The sequence below is a fragment of the Streptomyces sp. NBC_00569 genome, from assembly GCF_036345255.1.
In the GTDB taxonomy this organism is placed as follows: Bacteria; Actinomycetota; Actinomycetes; order Streptomycetales; family Streptomycetaceae; genus Streptomyces.
The window spans coordinates 9009736-9025955 of record NZ_CP107783.1 but is presented as its reverse complement, the minus strand read 5'-3'; the positions used below and the strand labels follow the sequence as shown (position 1 = coordinate 9025955).

The following is a 16220-nucleotide window of genomic DNA, read 5'->3' as shown; positions in this document are numbered from 1 at the left end:
GTCCTAGCCCTTGATCTCGGTCCAGGCCTGGACCCACTTGGTGTACGGGACGCACTTGGTGTCCGTGCGGCCGTCGATGCACTGGGCGATGGGCGTGGTCCAGAAGTGGACGTTCTTCCAGTACGCCTCGTCGGCCGCGTGGTACGTGGCGCAGTGGTTCTTGTCCGCCGTCAGCTCACAGGCCTTCGCGTTGGCCGGGGCCTCGCCGAAGTACTCGGCGACCTGCGCGTTGGCCTTCGGCGAGATGATCCAGTCCATCCACTTGTAGGCGCAGTTGGGGTGCTTGGCCTTGGCGGAGAGCATCCAGGTGTCGGACCAGCCGGTGGCGCCCTCCTTGGGCAGGACTCCCTTCACGGGGACCTTCTCCGCCTGGGCGGTGTTGAGGATCACCTGCCAGCTGGTGCCGACGACGGAGTCGCCGCTCTTGAAGGCGGAGACCTCCTTGAGGTAGTCGCTCCAGTACTCGCCGACGTTGGAGTTCTGCGCCTTGAGCAGGGCGACCGCCGCGTCGAACTGCTTCTGGTCCAGGGCGTAGGGGTCCTTGATGCCGAGGGACGGCTTGGACTTCATCAGGTACAGGGCGGCGTCCGCGAGGTAGATCGGCGAGTCGTACGCGGTGACCTTTCCCTTGTGGGCGGAGGCCTGGTCGAAGACCGCGGACCAGGAGTCGGGCGCCGGGGAGACCTTCTTGGTGTTGTACATGAGGAGGTTGGCGCCGCGGCCGTGCGGGATGCCGTAGGCGACACCCTTGACCGAGTTCCACTGCTGGTTCTTCAGCCCGGCGAAGACGTCCTTGTAGTTGGGCACCAGCTTGGTGTTCACGGGGGCCGCGTCACCCGAGGCGATCAGCCGCAGCGACGCGTCGCCGGAGGCGGAGACCGCGTCGTACTGGCCGGTCTTCATGAGGTTGACCATCTCGTCGGACGTGCCCGCGGTCTTGGTGTTGACCTGGCATCCGGTCTGCTTCTCGAAGTCGGTGACCCAGTCGACCTTCGGGTCGTTCGAGCCGTCCTCGGCGTAGCCGGCCCAGGCGATCAGGTTGACCTGCCCCTCCGGCTTGCCGAGGGTCTTCTGCGCGGAGAGCTTCGGCGGGGTGAAGTCGCTGCCGCCGGGCGAGGATCCGGCGGTGTCCGAGGAACCGCAGGCGGAGGCGAGGAGCAGGGCGCCGAGCGCGGCCACCGCTCGGGACGTTCGGGTCAGTCGCACGGGGATCTCCACGGGGAGGGGACGGGCGGGCGGTAACGGTCGTACGGGTCTACTTCGATACGTGCTTGCCAGGAGCGTCCTGGACCGATGGCCGACTGGCTTCAGGCACCTGGAAGTTGTGCCGCCGGTGCCACTGGAGTCTGACCCGGGATCCGCGCAGGGCGGCCACGTCCTCGGACGAGGTCTCCAGGTTCTGCTGCAGGGCGGTGAGCCGGCCACCGGCGTCGAGGTCGACGAGGATCCGGGTCGCGTCCCCCAGATAGACGACCTCCGCGACGGTGCCGGTCGCGCTCGCGTGCTCCGGCTCTGCGGCGGCGGACTCCTTGAGCACGTGGATCTTCTCCGGGCGGATGCTGTACGTGGCCCGGTCACCCACGACCTGCTCCGCCGCGTCGCCGGACAGCAGGTTCGAGGTGCCGACGAACCCCGCGACGAAGGGGGTGGCGGGACGCTCGTATATCTGGGCCGGGGTACCGACCTGTTCGACGCGGCCCTGGTTGAAGACCGCGATGCGGTCGCTCATCGTCAGCGCCTCCTCCTGGTCGTGCGTGACGAAGACGAAGGTGATGCCGATCTCGCGCTGGATCGCCTTGAGTTCGACCTGCATCTGCTCACGGAGCTTGAGGTCGAGGGCGCCCAGCGGCTCGTCGAGGAGCAGCACCTTCGGGCGGCCGACGAGGGCGCGGGCCAGGGCGACGCGCTGACGCTGGCCGCCGGAGAGCTGTGAGGGCCGGCGCCCGCCGAAGTCTTCGAGCCGCACACTCGCCAGCGCCTCCCTGGCCCGGGCGAGGCGCTCGGCCTTGGGCACCTTGCGGACCTTGAGGCTGTAGGCGACGTTCTGCTCCAGGGTCATGTGCGGGAACAGCGCGTAGTCCTGGAACACGGTGTGCACGTCACGCTCGAAAGGGGCCCGGCGGGTGACGTCGGCGCCCGCGAGTTCGATGGTTCCGGCGGTCGGGGCCTCGAAGCCCGCGATCATCCGGAGCACCGTGGTCTTGCCCGAGCCGGACGGCCCCAGCATCGAGAAGAACTCGCCGTCCGCGATCTCCAGGTCGACCCCGGCCACGGCCTCCGTCCTGCCGAAGGACTTGCGCAGGCTCTGCAGCCGGATGGCCATTCCCTCCATGGGCGGGAACCTTTCTGGTGCTGTCGGGAGTTGGCGGTAAACATATGAAGTCATAGTTCTAATTTCAAGGCCCCGCTAAGGTAAAGGCTGTGCCAAGTGGCAAGGTGGTGACCGTGAACCGAGACAAAACCGGCGTCCGAAGAGCCGTCTTCACCCCCGTCGACACGCTCGCCCGCGTGGACGCCGTGGTGCGGCGGCTCGGTGACGCCATCGACCTCGGGCTGCTCGCCGACGGTGAGCAGCTGCCCGGCGAGAGCGACCTCGCCGCCCAGCTCGGCGTCTCCACCGTGACCCTGCGCGAGGCGCTCATGGCGCTTCGGCAGCGCGGCCTGGTCACCACCCGCAGGGGCCGCGGCGGGGGCAGCTTCGTGACCGTCCCCGACGGCCCCGCCGAGGACCGGCTCCTCGCCCGCCTCGCCGACTGGAGCACCGAGGAACTGCGCGATCTCTCCGACCACTGGGCCGCCGTCTCCGGCGCCGCCGCCCGTCTCGCGGCCCGGCGCACGGAGCCCGCCGATCTGCGGCAACTGCAGAGGTCTTTGGGAGAGTTGATGGACGCCAAGGACTCGGGAGCCCGCAGCCGCGTCTACGGGCGCTTCCATGTCGAGCTGGCCGCCGCCGCCCAGTCCGCCCGCCTGACCAGGGAGGAAGTCACTCTGCAGACCGAAGTCGGGGCACTGCTACGGCTCGTGCTGCACGACGACGGACTCCTCGCGGACGCCGCGGACCGTCACCGCGCCGTGATCTCGGCCGTGCATGATGGGGCGGACGACCGCGCCAGGGCCCTGGCCGAAGAATGCGTGCAGACCTCCATGGCGCGCCTGATCGAACTCCGCCTCGACCCGGCCGGCGGCGCGAGCGGTCCCGGTCCGAAGGAGGCCCCCGATGGGCAGCAACCCCCGTCCCGCAAACGCCGGATCGGCGCTGCTTGACGACCGGCCGGCAGCCGAGGCGGCCGCCCGCGTCCGCGACGCGCTCGAAGGTGTCTTCGACGCCGTCGGCGCCACCGCCGTGGACATCGAGTCCGTGCTCTCCTCCGTCGCCGCGAAGGGCCGCCGCCCGGTCACGGACGACCTGACCGCGCTCCGCCCCGGGCTGCGCACCCGCCTCGACCGCTACGACTTGGTCTCGGGGATCGGCTTCGTCGCGGCGCCCGGCCTCCTCGACGACGTACCCGCGTGGCTGGAGTGGTGGCAGCGGACCGCAGACGGGGCCGTGCAGCCGCTACTGCTCGACCTGGACCCGCAGCGCTCCGCGTACTCGGACTACACCCACTGGGACTGGTTCACGCTCCCCCGCGACACCGGGCAGCGGGCCGTCGCGGGCCCCTACGTCGACTACCTCTGCTCCGACGAGTACAGCCTCACGCTCTCCGCGCCCGTGACGGCCGGAGGGCGCTTCATGGGCGTGGCCGCCGCCGACGTCTACCTGCGCCGCTTCGAGTCCGTCGTCATGCCACTGCTCCAGCGCCTCCCGGGACCCGCCCGGCTGGTGAACGCGCGCGGCCGCGTCGCCGCCTCCACGGACCCCCGCCACCTCGTCGGCTCCCTCAGCAAGGGCCCCGATCTCGCGGCGGTACTGGCCGGACCGGCGGAGGGCACGGACCACGACGGGCTGCGCCTGCTGCCCTGCGACGGCGTCCCGCTGATCCTGGCGACGGCGACGTCTTCCGCCGTGCGGCCGTAGACCCGAGTCCTGTTCCCTCAGGCGCCGCCCGGCGCGCGCACCGGCGCTGCGACGGCGCTGTAGGTGCGGCCGTCCACCACGTACTCGCCCAGGGGGCACATACCGAACCCGTCCACGTGGACGCGCCAGGAGGGCCGGTTCGTGGACTCGATGAACGCGACCACCGCGTCGGCCCGCGCCGCGGCCGCCTCGACGGCCATGGTGAACAGTCCGCGCGCCACCCCGCGCCCCCGGTGGGCCGCGTCGACGACCACGGGGCCGTAGAGCAGCCAGCGCACCTCGTTCAGCGGCCGGCCCTCCCAGCGCAGCGTGTCCTGCGCCGCGAGCAGGCCGACGACCGGTGGCGGCGCGGGCAGTTCGTCGGGGCCGGAAAGGGCGAGGAGACCCGCCACCTGCCCGTCGTCGTCGGCCACCAGCAACGACCCGGCGGCGGCCATGGCGCGGAGCGTCGCGGCGTCGAAACCTCCTTGTACGAAGCCCTGTTCGTCTCGCTGATGTTCCGTCAGGGAGTCTCGGCGGTTGGCGGCGAAGAGCGCGGCCATGGCGGGAGCGTCGGCCTCGGTCGCCCAGCGATACATCATGAAACCGATCCTGACACGGCGGACACGGCACGCACGGCAGCGGCTATCCCAGGAACGAGGCCACCGTCTGCGTGAAGCGATCGGGGTCGTCGACCCACGGGAAGTGGCCCGCGCCTTCCTGGACGACCAGTTCGGCGTGCGGGAGCAGCTCCGCGACGGCGGCGGCGACCCGGGGCAGCGGGCCGCCGTCCCGCTCGCCCGCCAGAACCAGGACCCGCGCGTCCCACCCGGCCAGGGCGGCGCGGGCCGCGGCGGGGTCGAAGGCTCCGGCGGACGCGTAGAGGTCCGCCGCCTGCTCGTTGGTCTGCTCGACCTCGCCGGCGGCGTGCGCCTCGGCGGCCGCGTCCCAGCGCCCGTAGAAGAACGGCACCGCCGCGTCGAAGTCGGCGTCGGTCGCGGTGCCGTCCCAGACCCGTCCGTACGCCTCACGCGCGGAGGGGAACCACGGTTCGTCCACGCGCAGGGCGGCCGCTTCGAGTCGGTGCTCCGTGGTGAAGTCGACGCCCAGGGCGCGTGCGCGGGCGGTGACCATCGTGAGGGTGCGGACGCGCCGGGGGTACCTGGCCGCGTAGAGCAGCGCGAGGTCACCGGCCGCCGAATGGGCGAGCAGATCGACACGCTCCAGGCCGAGTCGGACGCGGAGCGCCTCGACGTCGTCGGCCTGCCGGTCGCAGCGGTACGTGGACGGGTCCGCCGGCACGTCGGAGTCACCCGTGCCGCGGAGGTCGAGGAGCACGAGGCGGCGCCGCTTCGAGAGCCCGCCGAGGTCTCCGAGGTAGGCGGAGGCGCGCATGGGGCCGCCGGGCAGGCAGATGAGGGGCTCACCGTCCCCCACGACGTGGTAGGCGAGCCAGGTGCCGTCGGGTGCGGTGAAGGCGGGCATGGCGTCATCCTCGGGCCCATGCGCCGATCATGGCAAGCGGATGGGCGCCCGCTCGGCGGTGCCGGGAGTCACCGGCGGGGGTCAGGAGCGGGTACGTGCATGAACTCCCTTACAGCCGAGGCCAGTTCAGTCGGCCGGTCCAAGGGGACGAGGGTGTAGCTGTCCTCGATCTCGACCAGCCGACCCTGCGGGAGGAGTTCGGCGAGGCGTCGGCCGTGGGCGAGCGGCATCACCCGGTCGTCCCGCGCCCACACGACGAGCGCGGGCCGGTCGAACGCCGGCAGGTGCTCCGCCGCCCGGAGCAGGACGCGGGTGTCGGCGAAGACCGCGCGCAGCATCCGTACGGCGTCGCGGCGGATCTCCTGTTGCGTGATGACGGGTCTCATCCACCGGCCGGTCGCGGTCCCGCCTCGTTTGGTCAGCCACCCGAACGCGACCGGCAGCCGCCGCACCGCGCCGATCCGCATCTGCTGCATGAACAGCCCGAACATCCTTGGCGACAGCTTCCCCACGAGAGCGAGCGTCCTGCCGGTCAGCCGCGGCGGAAGGTTGTCGAACGCCTCGCACGAGACGAGCACCACGCGGCCCACGCGCTCGGCGGCGCGCTCGGAGACGACCAGTTGGACGAGCGCCCCGCCGGTGTCGTTGCCGATGAGGGTGACGTCGCGCAGGTCGAGACGGTCCAGGAACTCGACCACGAGGCGGGCGACCCCGGGCAGCGACAGATCGGCGTCGTCGCGCATCGCGCGGCGGTGCGCGCCCAGAGGCAGCGTCGGCGCCACGCACCGGTGCTCGCCGGACAGTTCCGCGATCGGCCCGTCCCAGAGCGAGGCGTCCATCATCAGGCCGTGCAGGAAGACGACCGCAGGGCCACTGCCGCCCGCGTCAGACTGCGCTCCCGTGTCCTCGTACTCGACGGTCCCTGCGGTCAGCTCGATCTCCCTCATGACCGGCTCCGGGCCGAAGGATCGGAGGTGACGGCGGCACCAGGGCCGACGGGTGCCGTCCTGCCGAGCAAGTGGCGCTGCAGAAAGGCGAGTTCGGCTTCGACGGCCGGTTCGTGCGCGTCCATGAAGGGCGCGTAGTGCCCTCCCGGCAGGCGGACCACCTCTGCCTGCGGCGCCTGTCGCGCCGCGTCGACGGCCGGGCCCGGCAGGGCGGACCGGTCCTGGTCGCACACGACGACCAGCAGGGGACACCGCGCCTTGGACGCCTGGCGGCCCGGCCGGTAGAAGCTGAGGCTCAGCGCCGAGCGGGCGGCGACCTCCTGCCGCCAGTCCGGGTAGCGGTTGCCGGGGTTGAGCGCCCGGTCCCCCTCGTTCCCGTCCGGCGTGGTGAGCATGGCCACGGTCCCGGGCGGACCGGCGAGCGGCATCAGCAGGGGCTCACGTCCGACGAGACCACCGGCGGCGTCGAGGAGACCCCTCACAGTGAGCCGGAGCATTCCCCACGGCGTCTGATACGCCATCGCCCTGCGCGACGCCACGGGCCCGTCGGCCAGCGGCGTCTGCGCGATCGCCGCCGCCAACTGCGGTGCGCGCGCCGCGACCTGGAAGATGTGACCGCCCGAGGCCGAGAACCCCCAGGCCGCGACGCGTGCGGGGTCGACCGCCGGCAGCGACGCGGCACAGGCGATCGCGGCCCGCCAGTCGGCGAGCTGCTCCTCGATGTCCAGGATCTGGCGCGGCGCGCCCCCGCTCTCACCGAACCGCCGGTAGTCGAAGGCCAGGACGCCGAACCCGGCGGCGTGGAAGCGCGCCGCGAACGGGTCGGTGCCCGGCTCCTTGGTCACCCCGCCGCCGGGCGCCATGACCACGCACGCACCGTTCGTCCCCGGGTAGTGCCACGCGGCGCATTCGGTGCCGCCGCTGGGGAATCGGACTTTCTCCCGCTCCATGGACATCCGCATGACCGGCCTCCGAGTGGACCCGCGTGGATCCGAGTGGACGAGAAGCACCCTCACCGAAAGTGAACCACGTGGTTCACAAACTGTCCACGGACTCCTCCCACGTGGTCCGGCCGGATCGGATGCCGCCCGGGCGCCGCGATCACGCCTCCGCGGCCTCCTCCCGTTCCAGCGCGCGGGCCAGCGCCTCGAACCCGGCTGCGACGCCCTCGGCGTCACCGCTGGTCCGCGCGTCCACCAGAAAGCCCCGGAGCGTGGCGAGGACCATCTCGGCGACCTCGAGCTTGCGACGGCCGGACCAGTGCCCGGGGCACACGGACAACAGCGTGGGCAGATACTGCTGCGACGCCTCACGTCCCAGCGCCGCGTGACGCTCCGGGTCGTACATCGCCAGCCCGATGGCCTGGTCGAGCACGCGGGCCTCCGGCCCCACGAGGATCGGCCAGACCGCGCGCACCCAGTCCGCCAGCGTCCTGCGGTCGCGGCCCTCGGTCGCGGCGGCGAGCGCCTTCGCGATGCGCCGCTCGCGCAGCTGGACGATCGCCTGCGTGAGCAGGTCGTCGGCCCCGTCGAAGTGGTAGAGCAGCACCTTGTGCGTGGTGCCGGCCGCTCGCGCCGCGCGGCGGAGCGAGAAGTCCACGAGTCCGTGGGCCTCCAGGTCATCGGTGACGAGGGCGAGGAGTTCCCGCCGCCGGGCTTCGCCGCGCGGCGACCCGGCCGACCGCCGGTATCCCGCCCGTCCCGGTGAGCCGTCGTCGGCAGGGGTGTTCACATCGGCGGCTTCCATGGCCGGTCCTCCTCGCGCAGCGAACGCTCGGGCCGACCTTAGCCCCCGGGGACGGACCATGATCAAGCTCGGCCGGGGGTATCACAGGGGCCCGGTCAGCGAGGGAGCGCCGCCACCGGTCGCGGGCGCCGCAGCAGCCACTGCCAGAAGCCACGACGGGGCGGCCCGGGCGGCCGTATCGCGATGCTGCCGCCGTCCACCTCACCCGTCATCTGGATGCGCAGCCTGACCGGTGCGGCGGGCTCGGGCCGCGCCTGATGGCGCACGCTGCCGTTGCGCACGGCCACGTCGTCGACGTCGGCGACGACGTCCGGCGGCACGAGCAGCGTCACCGACCCGCTGCGCACCGCCACCTCGATCTCCAGGGTCGGCACCGCGATGACGGCCCGGGTGAAGTCGAGAACGACGGAACCGCTCTTCGACTCGATCTCCAGACGCCTCGGGACCACCCAGCCGCCGTCCCGCTTCGCGCTCGCGCTGTCGACGACGATCCGCGACACGTCCTTCGGATCGGCGGCCGCGACCCCGGCGGCCCATACGGGACCGGCGTCCGGCAGGTCGGCGAGCAGGGCCGCCAGCTCACCGTGGGTACGGGCCGTCAGCGCGGCCTCGAGCCGCTCGTCCAGCTCGTCCGCGGTCAGCCGGCCGTCACCGGCGGCGACGGTCAGCCGCTCCACGACCTGGTCGCGCTCCTCGTGCGACGCACGCAGTTCGCGGCGGTCTGGCACCATTTCACCGGGCATGGAGGCACTCTAGTGGCGTGGCCGCCACCCGTGGAAGCGGGCCCGATCGGCCACCCGCGATCGGGCCGCCCCCGTCAGGAGTCCAGTACCGCCGCGACACCCTCGATCTCCACGAGCTGGTCGTGGTACCCGAGCACCGTGACCCCCATCAACGTGCTGGGGACGTCGTGGTCGCCGAACGCGTCACGCACCACCTCCCAAGCCGTCACCAGGTCCGCCTGGCGCGTGGACGCGACGAGGACGCGGGTGCTGATCACGTCGTCGAGGGTGGCGCCGGACTCGGCGAGCGCCGTCCGCATGTTCTCGACGGCCTTGGCCGCCTGTCCGGCGTAGTCGCCGACGGCAACCGTCGAGCCGTCCTCGTCCAGCGGACAGGCCCCCGCGAGGAAGATCAGCCGCGCTTCGGCGGGGGCCGTGGCCGCGTAGGCGTACTCCGCGACGTCGGACAGCGAGGACGAACGGATCAGCGAGACGGCGCGGGGCACGTGGATTCCCTCCGGAGCGGGCACGACGGGCGGTCATCCTCGCAGGGAACTTCGGCGGGCGCCCCTCATTTTCCCGGCGCGGGGGCGCGCAGGCGGGCAACATCTGCCGTCATCGTCACACGAGGTGAAGAATGGACCGGAGAGGGAAACCACTCTCAGGACGGAGCGGGATGCCGTGGCGACGAGCGAGCAGAGCGATGCCGCAGAGCAGCGCTTCGACGTGGCGGACGCCGCGCCGGTGCTGCTCGACACGCACGGCGTGGTGTCCGGCTGGTCCGACGGGAGCGAGCGGCTGCTGGGGTACGCGGCCGCCGAGGTCACGGGCCGGAAGGTGGCGGAGCTGCTGCTGCCCCAGGACGCGGCCCGGATTCCCGCGCTCAGCGAGCGCTGCAGGGCGGACGGGGGCTGGTCCGGGATCCTCACGGCAAAACACCGTGACGGGCACCCGGTCCCCCTGATGGTGCGCGTCGCCGAGGCGCAGCTCGGCCCGGGGTCCGAGCGCTGGATCGCGCTCGTCGCGGCCCTGGCGGGGGCGCCCGGATGGGAGATGAGCCGTTCCGTCCTGGAGCAGATGGCCACGCGTTCCCCCCTGGGCATCGCCATCGTGGACACGGACCTGAGGTACGTGTGGTCGAACGACGCGCTGGCGCAGTTCGGCGGCGGTCCGGCGCAGGACCGTATCGGCCGCAGGCTGGCGGACATCCAGCCCGGGCTCGACTCCCAGCGGCTCGAGGCGAAGATGCGGCAGGTCCTCGAGACGGGGGTACCTATCGCGGGCTACGAGCAGGTGGGCCGCGTGCAGTCCGCGCCGCACCGCCAGTGCTGCCACGCCATGTCGTTCACACGGCTCAACGACGACAACGGGAACCCCCTGGGCGTTTACTACACGGCGATGGACATCACCGACCGCTATCTGGCCCGGCAGCGGCTCGCCCTCCTGGACCGGGCCGGTGAGCACATCGGCCGGAGCCTGGACGTCGTACGGACCGCGCAGGAACTGGCAGACGTGGCGGTGCCGGGCCTCGCGGACTTCGTCGCCGTGGATCTGCTGGAGTCGGTGCTCGAAGGGGCCGAGCCGACGGCGGGGCCGCCGAGCGACTCGGAGATGGTCACGCTGCGGCGCGCGGGCCACCGGTCGGTGCGGGACGGCCTTCCCGAGACCCGCGTCCGCATCGGGGAGGCGGTCCGCTACCGCCCGGAATCACCCCCCGTCCGCGTCCTGACCAGCGGCCTGTCCTGGTACGCGGAGCATGTGGATCCCCAGGACGAGGACTGGACCGTCGCCGACCTCGGCCGCCCGGCGGCCTCCCTCGTCGAGCTCGGGCTGCACTCGATGATGATCGTGCCGATCCGCTCGCGCGGCATCACGATGGGCGTCACCAGCTTCTTCCGGCGCGACCGCCCCGACCCGTTCGACGCGGAGGATCTGGCGCTCGCGGAGGAGTTCGTCTCCCGGGCCGCGATCTGCGTCGACAACGCCCGCCGCTACACACGCGAACGCGACGCCGCGCTGGTGCTGCAGCGGAGTCTGCTGCCGAGCCACCTGCCCGAGCAGAACGCGGTGGACGTCACCGCCTGCTACCGGCCCGCGGACGAGCTGACGGGCCTCGGCGGCGACTGGTTCGATGTCATCCCCCTGTCCGGCGCCAGGGTCGCCCTCGTCGTGGGCGACGTCCCCGGCCACGGCATCGACGGCGCCGCCGCCATGGGACGCCTGCGCACCGCGGTCCAGACGCTCGCCGATCTGGACCTGCCGCCGGAGGAGGTCCTGGCCCACCTCGACGACCTGGTCAGCAGGGGCGCGCGCGAGGACGACGCCCGCAGCGCGATCCAGGCCGTCGGCTCCAGTTGCCTGTACGTGGTGTACGACCCGGTCAGCGGCCAGTGCGCCATGGCGAGCTCCGCGCATCCCCCGCCCGCGCTCGTCACGCCCGACGGCACGGTCTCCTTCCCCGACCTCCCGGTCGGGCCGGCACTCGGCACGGGTGGTCTGCCCTTCGAGGCGGCCGAGTTCTTCCTCGCCGAGGGGTCCGTGCTCGCCCTGCACACCGACGGACTGCTCGCCGTCGACCCACGGGAACCCGGCCGCGACCCCGAACTCGACGCGGGCAGGGAGCGCCTGCGCGGTGTCCTGGAGCTGCGCGACCCCTCCCTCGACGGCCTGTGCGTGGCCGTCGTCGACGCACTGGTGCCCGCGCGCCCGAACGACGACGTGGCCCTGCTGATGGCCCGCACCCACCGCCTGGGCGCCGGGCAGGTCGCCTCGTGGGACCTGGAGAGCGACCCGGCGGTCGTCGCCGAGGCGCGCAGGAAGGTCACGCGGCAGCTGGCCGAGTGGGGGCTCGACGAGCTCGCCTACACCACGGAACTCGTCGTCAGCGAACTCGTCACCAACGCGATCCGCTACGCCGCCGGGCCGATCCGCCTGCGTCTGATCGTCGAGCGGGCGCTGATCTGCGAGGTGTCCGACGCGGGCGCCAGCGCTCCGCATCTGCGCCACCCCCGCACCACCGACGAGGGCGGGCGCGGCCTGTTTCTCGTCTCCCAGTTCTCCCAGCGCTGGGGAGCGCGCTACACCCTCGACGGGAAAGTCATCTGGGCCGAGCAGTCCCTCACCGAGCAGACGGACGAACCGGCCTCCGGGACCGACGTTCCGGCCCCGCAGACGACACGCTGAAGCAGCGCCGCGCCGGCGCACGGCCGGGACCCGCCCGCCGTCGAAGAGATCGCCCGGGCACCGACTGCGGGGCGCAGTTATGCAGTTGACGTGCGGCGACGCGCACGATTTTCTGCTGCGATGACTGATCTCCGCATTGAGAAGGTGCAGGGCGACGCCCTGATCGAGGACTGGCGCCACGTCCACAACCTGATCATCCCGGCCGACCCGCTGTCCCTCGACGACGTGCGCGAGCGGGTGGGGCGCAACCATCTGGAAGTCGCCTACCTCGGCGACACCCTCGTGGGCTGCACGACGGTGCGCCCGCCGACGGACGACACCGCCACGGCCACGGTGATCGCCCGCGTGCTCCCCGACCACCGCCGGCAGGGCTTCGGCGCCATGCTCTACCGGCACGGTCTTGAGCACGCGCGAACGCTGGACGCCGCCGTCATCGAGACGGTGATCCTGGCGTCCAACGTGGCCGGGGTGCGGTTCGCGGAGAAGCACGGATTCGTGGAAGTGGAGCGATATGTGCTGCCGGAGGACCCCGCCCTCTGGTTCACGATGCGACTCGCCGAGGACGGGCTCACCTGAGTATTCGTCTATCTTGGCGCGTATGCAGTCCTACACGATCGGCCAGGCCGCCCGGCTTCTCGGCGTGAGCCCGGACACCGCACGCCGATGGGCCGATGCGGGCAGAGTGGCCACCCATCGTGACGCGGGTGGGCGGCGGCTCATCGACGGCAGGGACCTGGCCGCCCTCTCGGTCGAGGTAGCCAGGACCGGCGGCGAGGAGGACATCTCGTACACCTCCGCGCGCAACGCCTTCCCGGGCATCGTCACCGCCGTGAAGCTGGGTGACGTGGCGGCCCAGGTGGAGATCCAGGCGGGCCCTCACCGGCTGGTGTCGCTGCTGACGCGTGAGGCCGTGGAGGAGCTGGGACTCGAGGTGGGCGCGGAGGCCACCGCCCGCGTGAAGTCGACGAACGTGCACATCGACCGCACCTGACGTCTGCGGGCGGCGGCCGTCGCGTCAGCCTCAGGAGTCTTTGGGCTCCGTGGAGTTGGACCGCGCCTCAAGGATTTCCCGGGTACTCGCCGCATCGGTCCTGCGCGGACAGCGAGGACCCGGAGATGTGCGGGGTCATGCCGTGATGTGGCCTCGCCGCCAGGGGTGGTCCGCCGGCCCGGGCTGCGCGTACCGGGCCGACCCGCGGTCCGTGCCCCGGCCCGTCCGACGGCACCACCCGCGTCCCGTCCGGTACGCCGGACATGTGCAGCCACGTGTGCGAGATGACGTGGGCGGTCGGGGGTCCGGCGCGCCGGTGGTGCTCCCGCCGCGTCAGGCCCACGGCGCGTAACGGCCGTCCACGCGGATCGCGTTGATGCCGCTGATGTGCCGCGCCCCGCAGCGGTCCTGGGGCAGGACGAGCTGGGGTCCGGCCCGGTCGAGAGGCGAGTCGTCGATGGTGACGGCGAGCAGGACGGGGGCCTGCCCGAAGTCCGGGTCGATCTCCGCCCAGGACAGCAGGGCGTGATGGCCGTCCGCTCCGGTCACCGCGATCAGGAACCGCAGCCGGTCCTTGCGGCGGGCGGGGTCGAAGCCGGGCCCGGCGTCATGCAAGACGTCGTGCAGCAGCGGGCCCGCGAAGCTGTGCTCCTGGACGCCGCTGGTGGCGCACTCGAAGCTGACCCGCGCCGTGTGCTGGGGCCAGTCGAGCAGATCGGGCACCGTCAGCCGGGCCGGGCGCGCGACATCGCCGGTCAGGGCGAGCTCTGCCACCGGATCGGCGGCCGTAAGGGATTGACGCACGGACTACCACCTCCCGAATGACCGTACCCGGGCCTCGGCCGCAGCACTCTCATACAAACGCACATGCCTACCCCTGTCTGCACATGATCCAGCTCATGCGATGCAACAAGAGACTTCCGCCTCGCATCTGCGGCAGTATGATCCGTGCATGCGCACCTACCGGATCGGGGAGGCGGCCGCCTTGATGGGCGTCAGCGCCGACACCCTTCGGCGCTGGGTCGACGGCGGGAGGCTGCATGCCGAGCGTGACGAGCTGGGCCGCCGGATCATCCCCGGGGCGGACCTGGCGTCCTTCGCCCGACAGCTGCACCGCACCGAGCGGACGAACAACGGATCCTCGGCGCGCAACCGCCTTTCCGGCATCGTCACCGAGGTGGTCCTCGGGGATGTGTCGGCGCAGGTGGAGATCCAGGCCGGGCCCTTCCGGGTCGTGGCCATGGTCAGCCGGGAGTCGGCCGAGGAGATGGCGCTGGAACCCGGTGTGCCTGCGGTCGCCGTGATCAAATCGACCAACGTGGTCGTCGAAAGTCCTTGAAGTGTCCGCCGGACGCTTCGCGGAGAATCAGCCCGATTCTTCTCAAGTGAGCCTTAGGGAGTAACCCCGTGATGACCCGTTGCACGCGCCGGACCCGCCGGACCCTGCAGGTGACCGGCGTAGGCGTCGCCGCGCTGCTGGCGCTGAGCGCCTGCTCCTCCGGCTCGGACTCGTCGTCCAAGAAGGACTCCTCCTCGGCGTCCAAGGACTCCGCCAAGAAGGTCACGGGGACGGTGACCGTCTTCGCGGCGGCCTCGCTCAAGGAGAGCTTCACGACCCTGGGCAAGGACTTCGAGAAGGCCCACCCAGGTACGAAGGTGACGTTCAGCTTCGGCGGCAGTGACACCCTCGCCGCGAGCATCACCGGTGGCGCGCCGGCCGACGTGTTCGCCGCCGCCAGCCCCAAGACGATGGCGATCGTGACGGACAAGAAGGACGCGGCCACCGCCCCGTCCACGTTCGTGCGCAACCAGCTGGAGATCGCGACCCTGCCGGGCAACCCCGACAAGGTCGCCTCCCTCAAGGACCTCACCAAGTCCGGCCTCAAGGTCGTGCTCTGCGACAAGACGGTGCCGTGCGGTGCCGCCGCGCAGAAGGCGCTGGACGCCAGCAAGCTGAAGCTCACCCCGGCCTCGTACGAGCAGGACGTCAAGAGCGCCCTGACGAAGGTGGAGTTGAAGGAGGCCGACGCCGCCGTCGTCTACAAGACCGATGTGAAGGCCGCGGGCGGCAAGGTGGACGGCGTCGAGTTCCCCGAGTCCGCGAACGCCATCAACGACTACCCGATCGCTCTCCTGAAGGACGCACCGAACGCCGCGGCGGCGAAGGAGTTCATCGCGCTCGTGCAGTCCGCCGAGGGCCAGAAGGTCCTGACGGCGGCCGGGTTCCTCAAGCCGTGACCGATCTCGACAAGTCCGGCGCCGCGGCCGAGGTCCTCACGGGTGGCGACACCCGTGGGGCCGGGCCGCGGCGTCGGCGTGCCCGGCCGGGCGCCCGGGGCCGCGGGGTGCCTCTGCCGCTTCTGGTGCCCGCCCTCGTCGGCCTCGCGTTCCTGCTGCTGCCCCTGATCGCCCTGCTCGTACGGGCCCCTTGGCGCAGCCTGCCGGAGCAGCTGACCAGTCCGGAGGTCTGGCAGGCCCTCCAGCTGTCGCTGATCTGCGCGACGGCGGCCACGGCGGTGAGCCTGGTCCTGGGGGTCCCGCTGGCCTGGCTGCTCGCGCGCACGGAATTCCCCGGGCGCGGCTTCGTCCGGGCGCTGGTGACACTGCCGCTCGTGCTGCCCCCGGTGGTGGGCGGCGTGGCCCTGCTGCTGGCCCTCGGACGCAACGGCGTCGTCGGGCAGTTGCTGGACTCGTGGTTCGGGATCACGCTGCCGTTCACCACGGCGGGGGTCGTGGTCGCGGAGTCGTTCGTGGCCATGCCGTTCCTCGTCATCAGCGTGGAGGGCACGCTGCGGGCCGCCGATCCGCGGTTCGAGGAGGCCGCCACGACGCTGGGCGCCTCCCGCTTCACGGCGTTCCGCAGGGTGACGCTGCCGCTGATCATGCCGGGTATCGCCGCGGGTGCCGTGCTTGCCTGGGCGCGCGCGCTCGGCGAGTTCGGCGCGACCATCACGTTCGCGGGCAACTTCCCCGGCCGTACGCAGACCATGCCGCTGGCCGTGTACCTGGCACTCCAGAACGACCCGGCCGCCGCGATCGCCCTGAGCCTGGTGCTGCTGGCCGTGTCGATCGCGGTCCTCGCAGGGCTGCGGGACCGCTGGATGACGGCGTCATGACCGGCCCCGCCCTCCCCCACACGGTCCTCGCCG

Annotated in this window: 18 protein-coding genes; 8 read left to right on the top strand and 10 right to left on the bottom strand. The window is 72.0% G+C overall.

Features of this window, described 5'->3' with window-relative positions; genetic code table 11:
- Window positions 1-3: 3 nt before the first annotated feature.
- Together OHO83_RS40755 and OHO83_RS40750 are read right to left on the bottom strand one after the other, a co-directional pair.
- The gene (locus OHO83_RS40755; RefSeq protein WP_266666628.1) at window positions 4-1206 is read right to left on the bottom strand and encodes an ABC transporter substrate-binding protein; all 1203 of its coding nucleotides are present in this window, start codon (window positions 1204-1206) and stop codon (window positions 4-6) included.
- A gap of 49 nt (window positions 1207-1255) precedes the next feature.
- Window positions 1256-2332 (bottom strand): ABC transporter ATP-binding protein, encoded by a 1077-nt coding sequence (locus OHO83_RS40750; protein ID WP_266666630.1) that lies wholly within the window; start codon window positions 2330-2332, stop codon window positions 1256-1258.
- Between the two features lie 113 nt (window positions 2333-2445).
- Here OHO83_RS40750 and OHO83_RS40745 point away from each other — a divergent pair, with 113 nt between their 5' ends.
- On the top strand, window positions 2446-3264 hold the full coding sequence (locus tag OHO83_RS40745; RefSeq protein ID WP_266666632.1) for a FadR/GntR family transcriptional regulator: 819 nt from the start codon (window positions 2446-2448) through the stop codon (window positions 3262-3264).
- Window positions 3218-4018: a cache domain-containing protein gene (locus OHO83_RS40740; protein WP_266666634.1), complete on the top strand. Its 801-nt coding sequence runs from the start codon at window positions 3218-3220 to the stop codon at window positions 4016-4018. Before OHO83_RS40745 ends, OHO83_RS40740 begins: the two co-directional genes overlap by 47 nt.
- Window positions 4019-4035: 17 nt before the next feature.
- Here the strand turns inward: OHO83_RS40740 and OHO83_RS40735 are convergent, their stop codons facing one another.
- The 7 genes from OHO83_RS40735 to OHO83_RS40705 form a co-directional block, all read right to left on the bottom strand.
- The gene (locus OHO83_RS40735) at window positions 4036-4599 is read right to left on the bottom strand and encodes a GNAT family N-acetyltransferase (protein WP_266666636.1); all 564 of its coding nucleotides are present in this window, start codon (window positions 4597-4599) and stop codon (window positions 4036-4038) included.
- Between the two features lie 43 nt (window positions 4600-4642).
- The gene (locus OHO83_RS40730) at window positions 4643-5482 is read right to left on the bottom strand and encodes an alpha/beta fold hydrolase (protein WP_266666637.1); all 840 of its coding nucleotides are present in this window, start codon (window positions 5480-5482) and stop codon (window positions 4643-4645) included.
- A 68-nt stretch (window positions 5483-5550) separates the two neighbouring features.
- Window positions 5551-6429, bottom strand: coding sequence for an alpha/beta fold hydrolase (locus OHO83_RS40725; protein ID WP_266666639.1), 879 nt, complete (start codon window positions 6427-6429; stop codon window positions 5551-5553).
- The gene (locus OHO83_RS40720; RefSeq protein WP_266666641.1) at window positions 6426-7391 is read right to left on the bottom strand and encodes an alpha/beta hydrolase; all 966 of its coding nucleotides are present in this window, start codon (window positions 7389-7391) and stop codon (window positions 6426-6428) included. Before OHO83_RS40720 ends, OHO83_RS40725 begins: the two co-directional genes overlap by 4 nt.
- 139 nt (window positions 7392-7530) lie before the next feature.
- The gene (locus OHO83_RS40715; RefSeq protein WP_266666643.1) at window positions 7531-8175 is read right to left on the bottom strand and encodes a TetR/AcrR family transcriptional regulator; all 645 of its coding nucleotides are present in this window, start codon (window positions 8173-8175) and stop codon (window positions 7531-7533) included.
- 95 nt (window positions 8176-8270) lie between these two features.
- A complete protein-coding gene (locus tag OHO83_RS40710; RefSeq protein ID WP_266666645.1) occupies window positions 8271-8918 on the bottom strand; it encodes a DUF1707 SHOCT-like domain-containing protein in 648 nt (215 codons plus the stop codon).
- Between the two features lie 74 nt (window positions 8919-8992).
- The gene (locus OHO83_RS40705) at window positions 8993-9403 is read right to left on the bottom strand and encodes a RidA family protein (RefSeq protein WP_266676096.1); all 411 of its coding nucleotides are present in this window, start codon (window positions 9401-9403) and stop codon (window positions 8993-8995) included.
- 175 nt (window positions 9404-9578) lie between these two features.
- Between OHO83_RS40705 and OHO83_RS40700 the strand changes: the two genes are divergently transcribed.
- The 3 genes from OHO83_RS40700 (at window position 9579) to OHO83_RS40690 (ending at window position 13071) form a co-directional block, all read left to right on the top strand.
- Window positions 9579-12080: a SpoIIE family protein phosphatase gene (locus OHO83_RS40700; protein ID WP_266666647.1), complete on the top strand. Its 2502-nt coding sequence runs from the start codon at window positions 9579-9581 to the stop codon at window positions 12078-12080.
- Window positions 12081-12200: 120 nt separating this feature from the next.
- Complete coding sequence (locus OHO83_RS40695; protein ID WP_266666649.1) at window positions 12201-12656, top strand: GNAT family N-acetyltransferase; 456 nt, start codon at window positions 12201-12203, stop codon at window positions 12654-12656.
- 22 nt (window positions 12657-12678) lie between these two features.
- Window positions 12679-13071 carry a TOBE domain-containing protein gene (locus OHO83_RS40690; RefSeq protein ID WP_266666651.1) on the top strand — a complete coding sequence of 131 codons (393 nt, stop codon included), beginning with the start codon at window positions 12679-12681 and terminating at the stop codon, window positions 13069-13071.
- Window positions 13072-13404: 333 nt separating this feature from the next.
- Here the strand turns inward: OHO83_RS40690 and OHO83_RS40685 are convergent, their stop codons facing one another.
- Window positions 13405-13875 (bottom strand): molybdopterin-dependent oxidoreductase, encoded by a 471-nt coding sequence (locus OHO83_RS40685; protein ID WP_266666653.1) that lies wholly within the window; start codon window positions 13873-13875, stop codon window positions 13405-13407.
- Between the two features lie 148 nt (window positions 13876-14023).
- Between OHO83_RS40685 and OHO83_RS40680 the strand changes: the two genes are divergently transcribed.
- The 3 genes from OHO83_RS40680 to modB all read left to right on the top strand — a co-directional run bounded on the left by OHO83_RS40680 (window position 14024) and on the right by modB (window position 16187).
- Window positions 14024-14410, top strand: a complete 387-nt coding sequence (locus OHO83_RS40680) for a TOBE domain-containing protein (RefSeq protein ID WP_266666655.1) — start codon at window positions 14024-14026, stop codon at window positions 14408-14410.
- A 71-nt stretch (window positions 14411-14481) separates the two neighbouring features.
- Entirely contained in the window at window positions 14482-15309 is an 828-nt protein-coding gene (gene modA / locus OHO83_RS40675) for a molybdate ABC transporter substrate-binding protein (protein ID WP_266666657.1), read from the top strand.
- Window positions 15306-16187, top strand: a complete 882-nt coding sequence (modB, locus tag OHO83_RS40670) for a molybdate ABC transporter permease subunit (protein WP_266666659.1) — start codon at window positions 15306-15308, stop codon at window positions 16185-16187. The genes modA and modB overlap by 4 nt, the downstream gene beginning before the upstream one ends.
- Window positions 16188-16220: the final 33 nt, after the last annotated feature.

Coding starts and splice junctions, on each gene's coding strand:
- OHO83_RS40750 (WP_266666630.1), bottom strand. CDS start 2,332: ATGGAGGGAATGGCCATCCGGCTGCAGAGCCTGCGCAAGTCCTTCGGC.
- OHO83_RS40740 (WP_266666634.1), top strand. CDS start 3,218: ATGGGCAGCAACCCCCGTCCCGCAAACGCCGGATCGGCGCTGCTTGAC.
- OHO83_RS40735 (WP_266666636.1), bottom strand. CDS start 4,599: ATGATGTATCGCTGGGCGACCGAGGCCGACGCTCCCGCCATGGCCGCG.
- OHO83_RS40730 (WP_266666637.1), bottom strand. CDS start 5,482: ATGCCCGCCTTCACCGCACCCGACGGCACCTGGCTCGCCTACCACGTC.
- OHO83_RS40725 (WP_266666639.1), bottom strand. CDS start 6,429: ATGAGGGAGATCGAGCTGACCGCAGGGACCGTCGAGTACGAGGACACG.
- OHO83_RS40720 (WP_266666641.1), bottom strand. CDS start 7,391: ATGCGGATGTCCATGGAGCGGGAGAAAGTCCGATTCCCCAGCGGCGGC.
- OHO83_RS40715 (WP_266666643.1), bottom strand. CDS start 8,175: ATGGAAGCCGCCGATGTGAACACCCCTGCCGACGACGGCTCACCGGGA.
- OHO83_RS40710 (WP_266666645.1), bottom strand. CDS start 8,918: ATGCCCGGTGAAATGGTGCCAGACCGCCGCGAACTGCGTGCGTCGCAC.
- OHO83_RS40695 (WP_266666649.1), top strand. CDS start 12,201: ATGACTGATCTCCGCATTGAGAAGGTGCAGGGCGACGCCCTGATCGAG.
- OHO83_RS40690 (WP_266666651.1), top strand. CDS start 12,679: ATGCAGTCCTACACGATCGGCCAGGCCGCCCGGCTTCTCGGCGTGAGC.
- OHO83_RS40680 (WP_266666655.1), top strand. CDS start 14,024: ATGCGCACCTACCGGATCGGGGAGGCGGCCGCCTTGATGGGCGTCAGC.
- modA (WP_266666657.1), top strand. CDS start 14,482: ATGACCCGTTGCACGCGCCGGACCCGCCGGACCCTGCAGGTGACCGGC.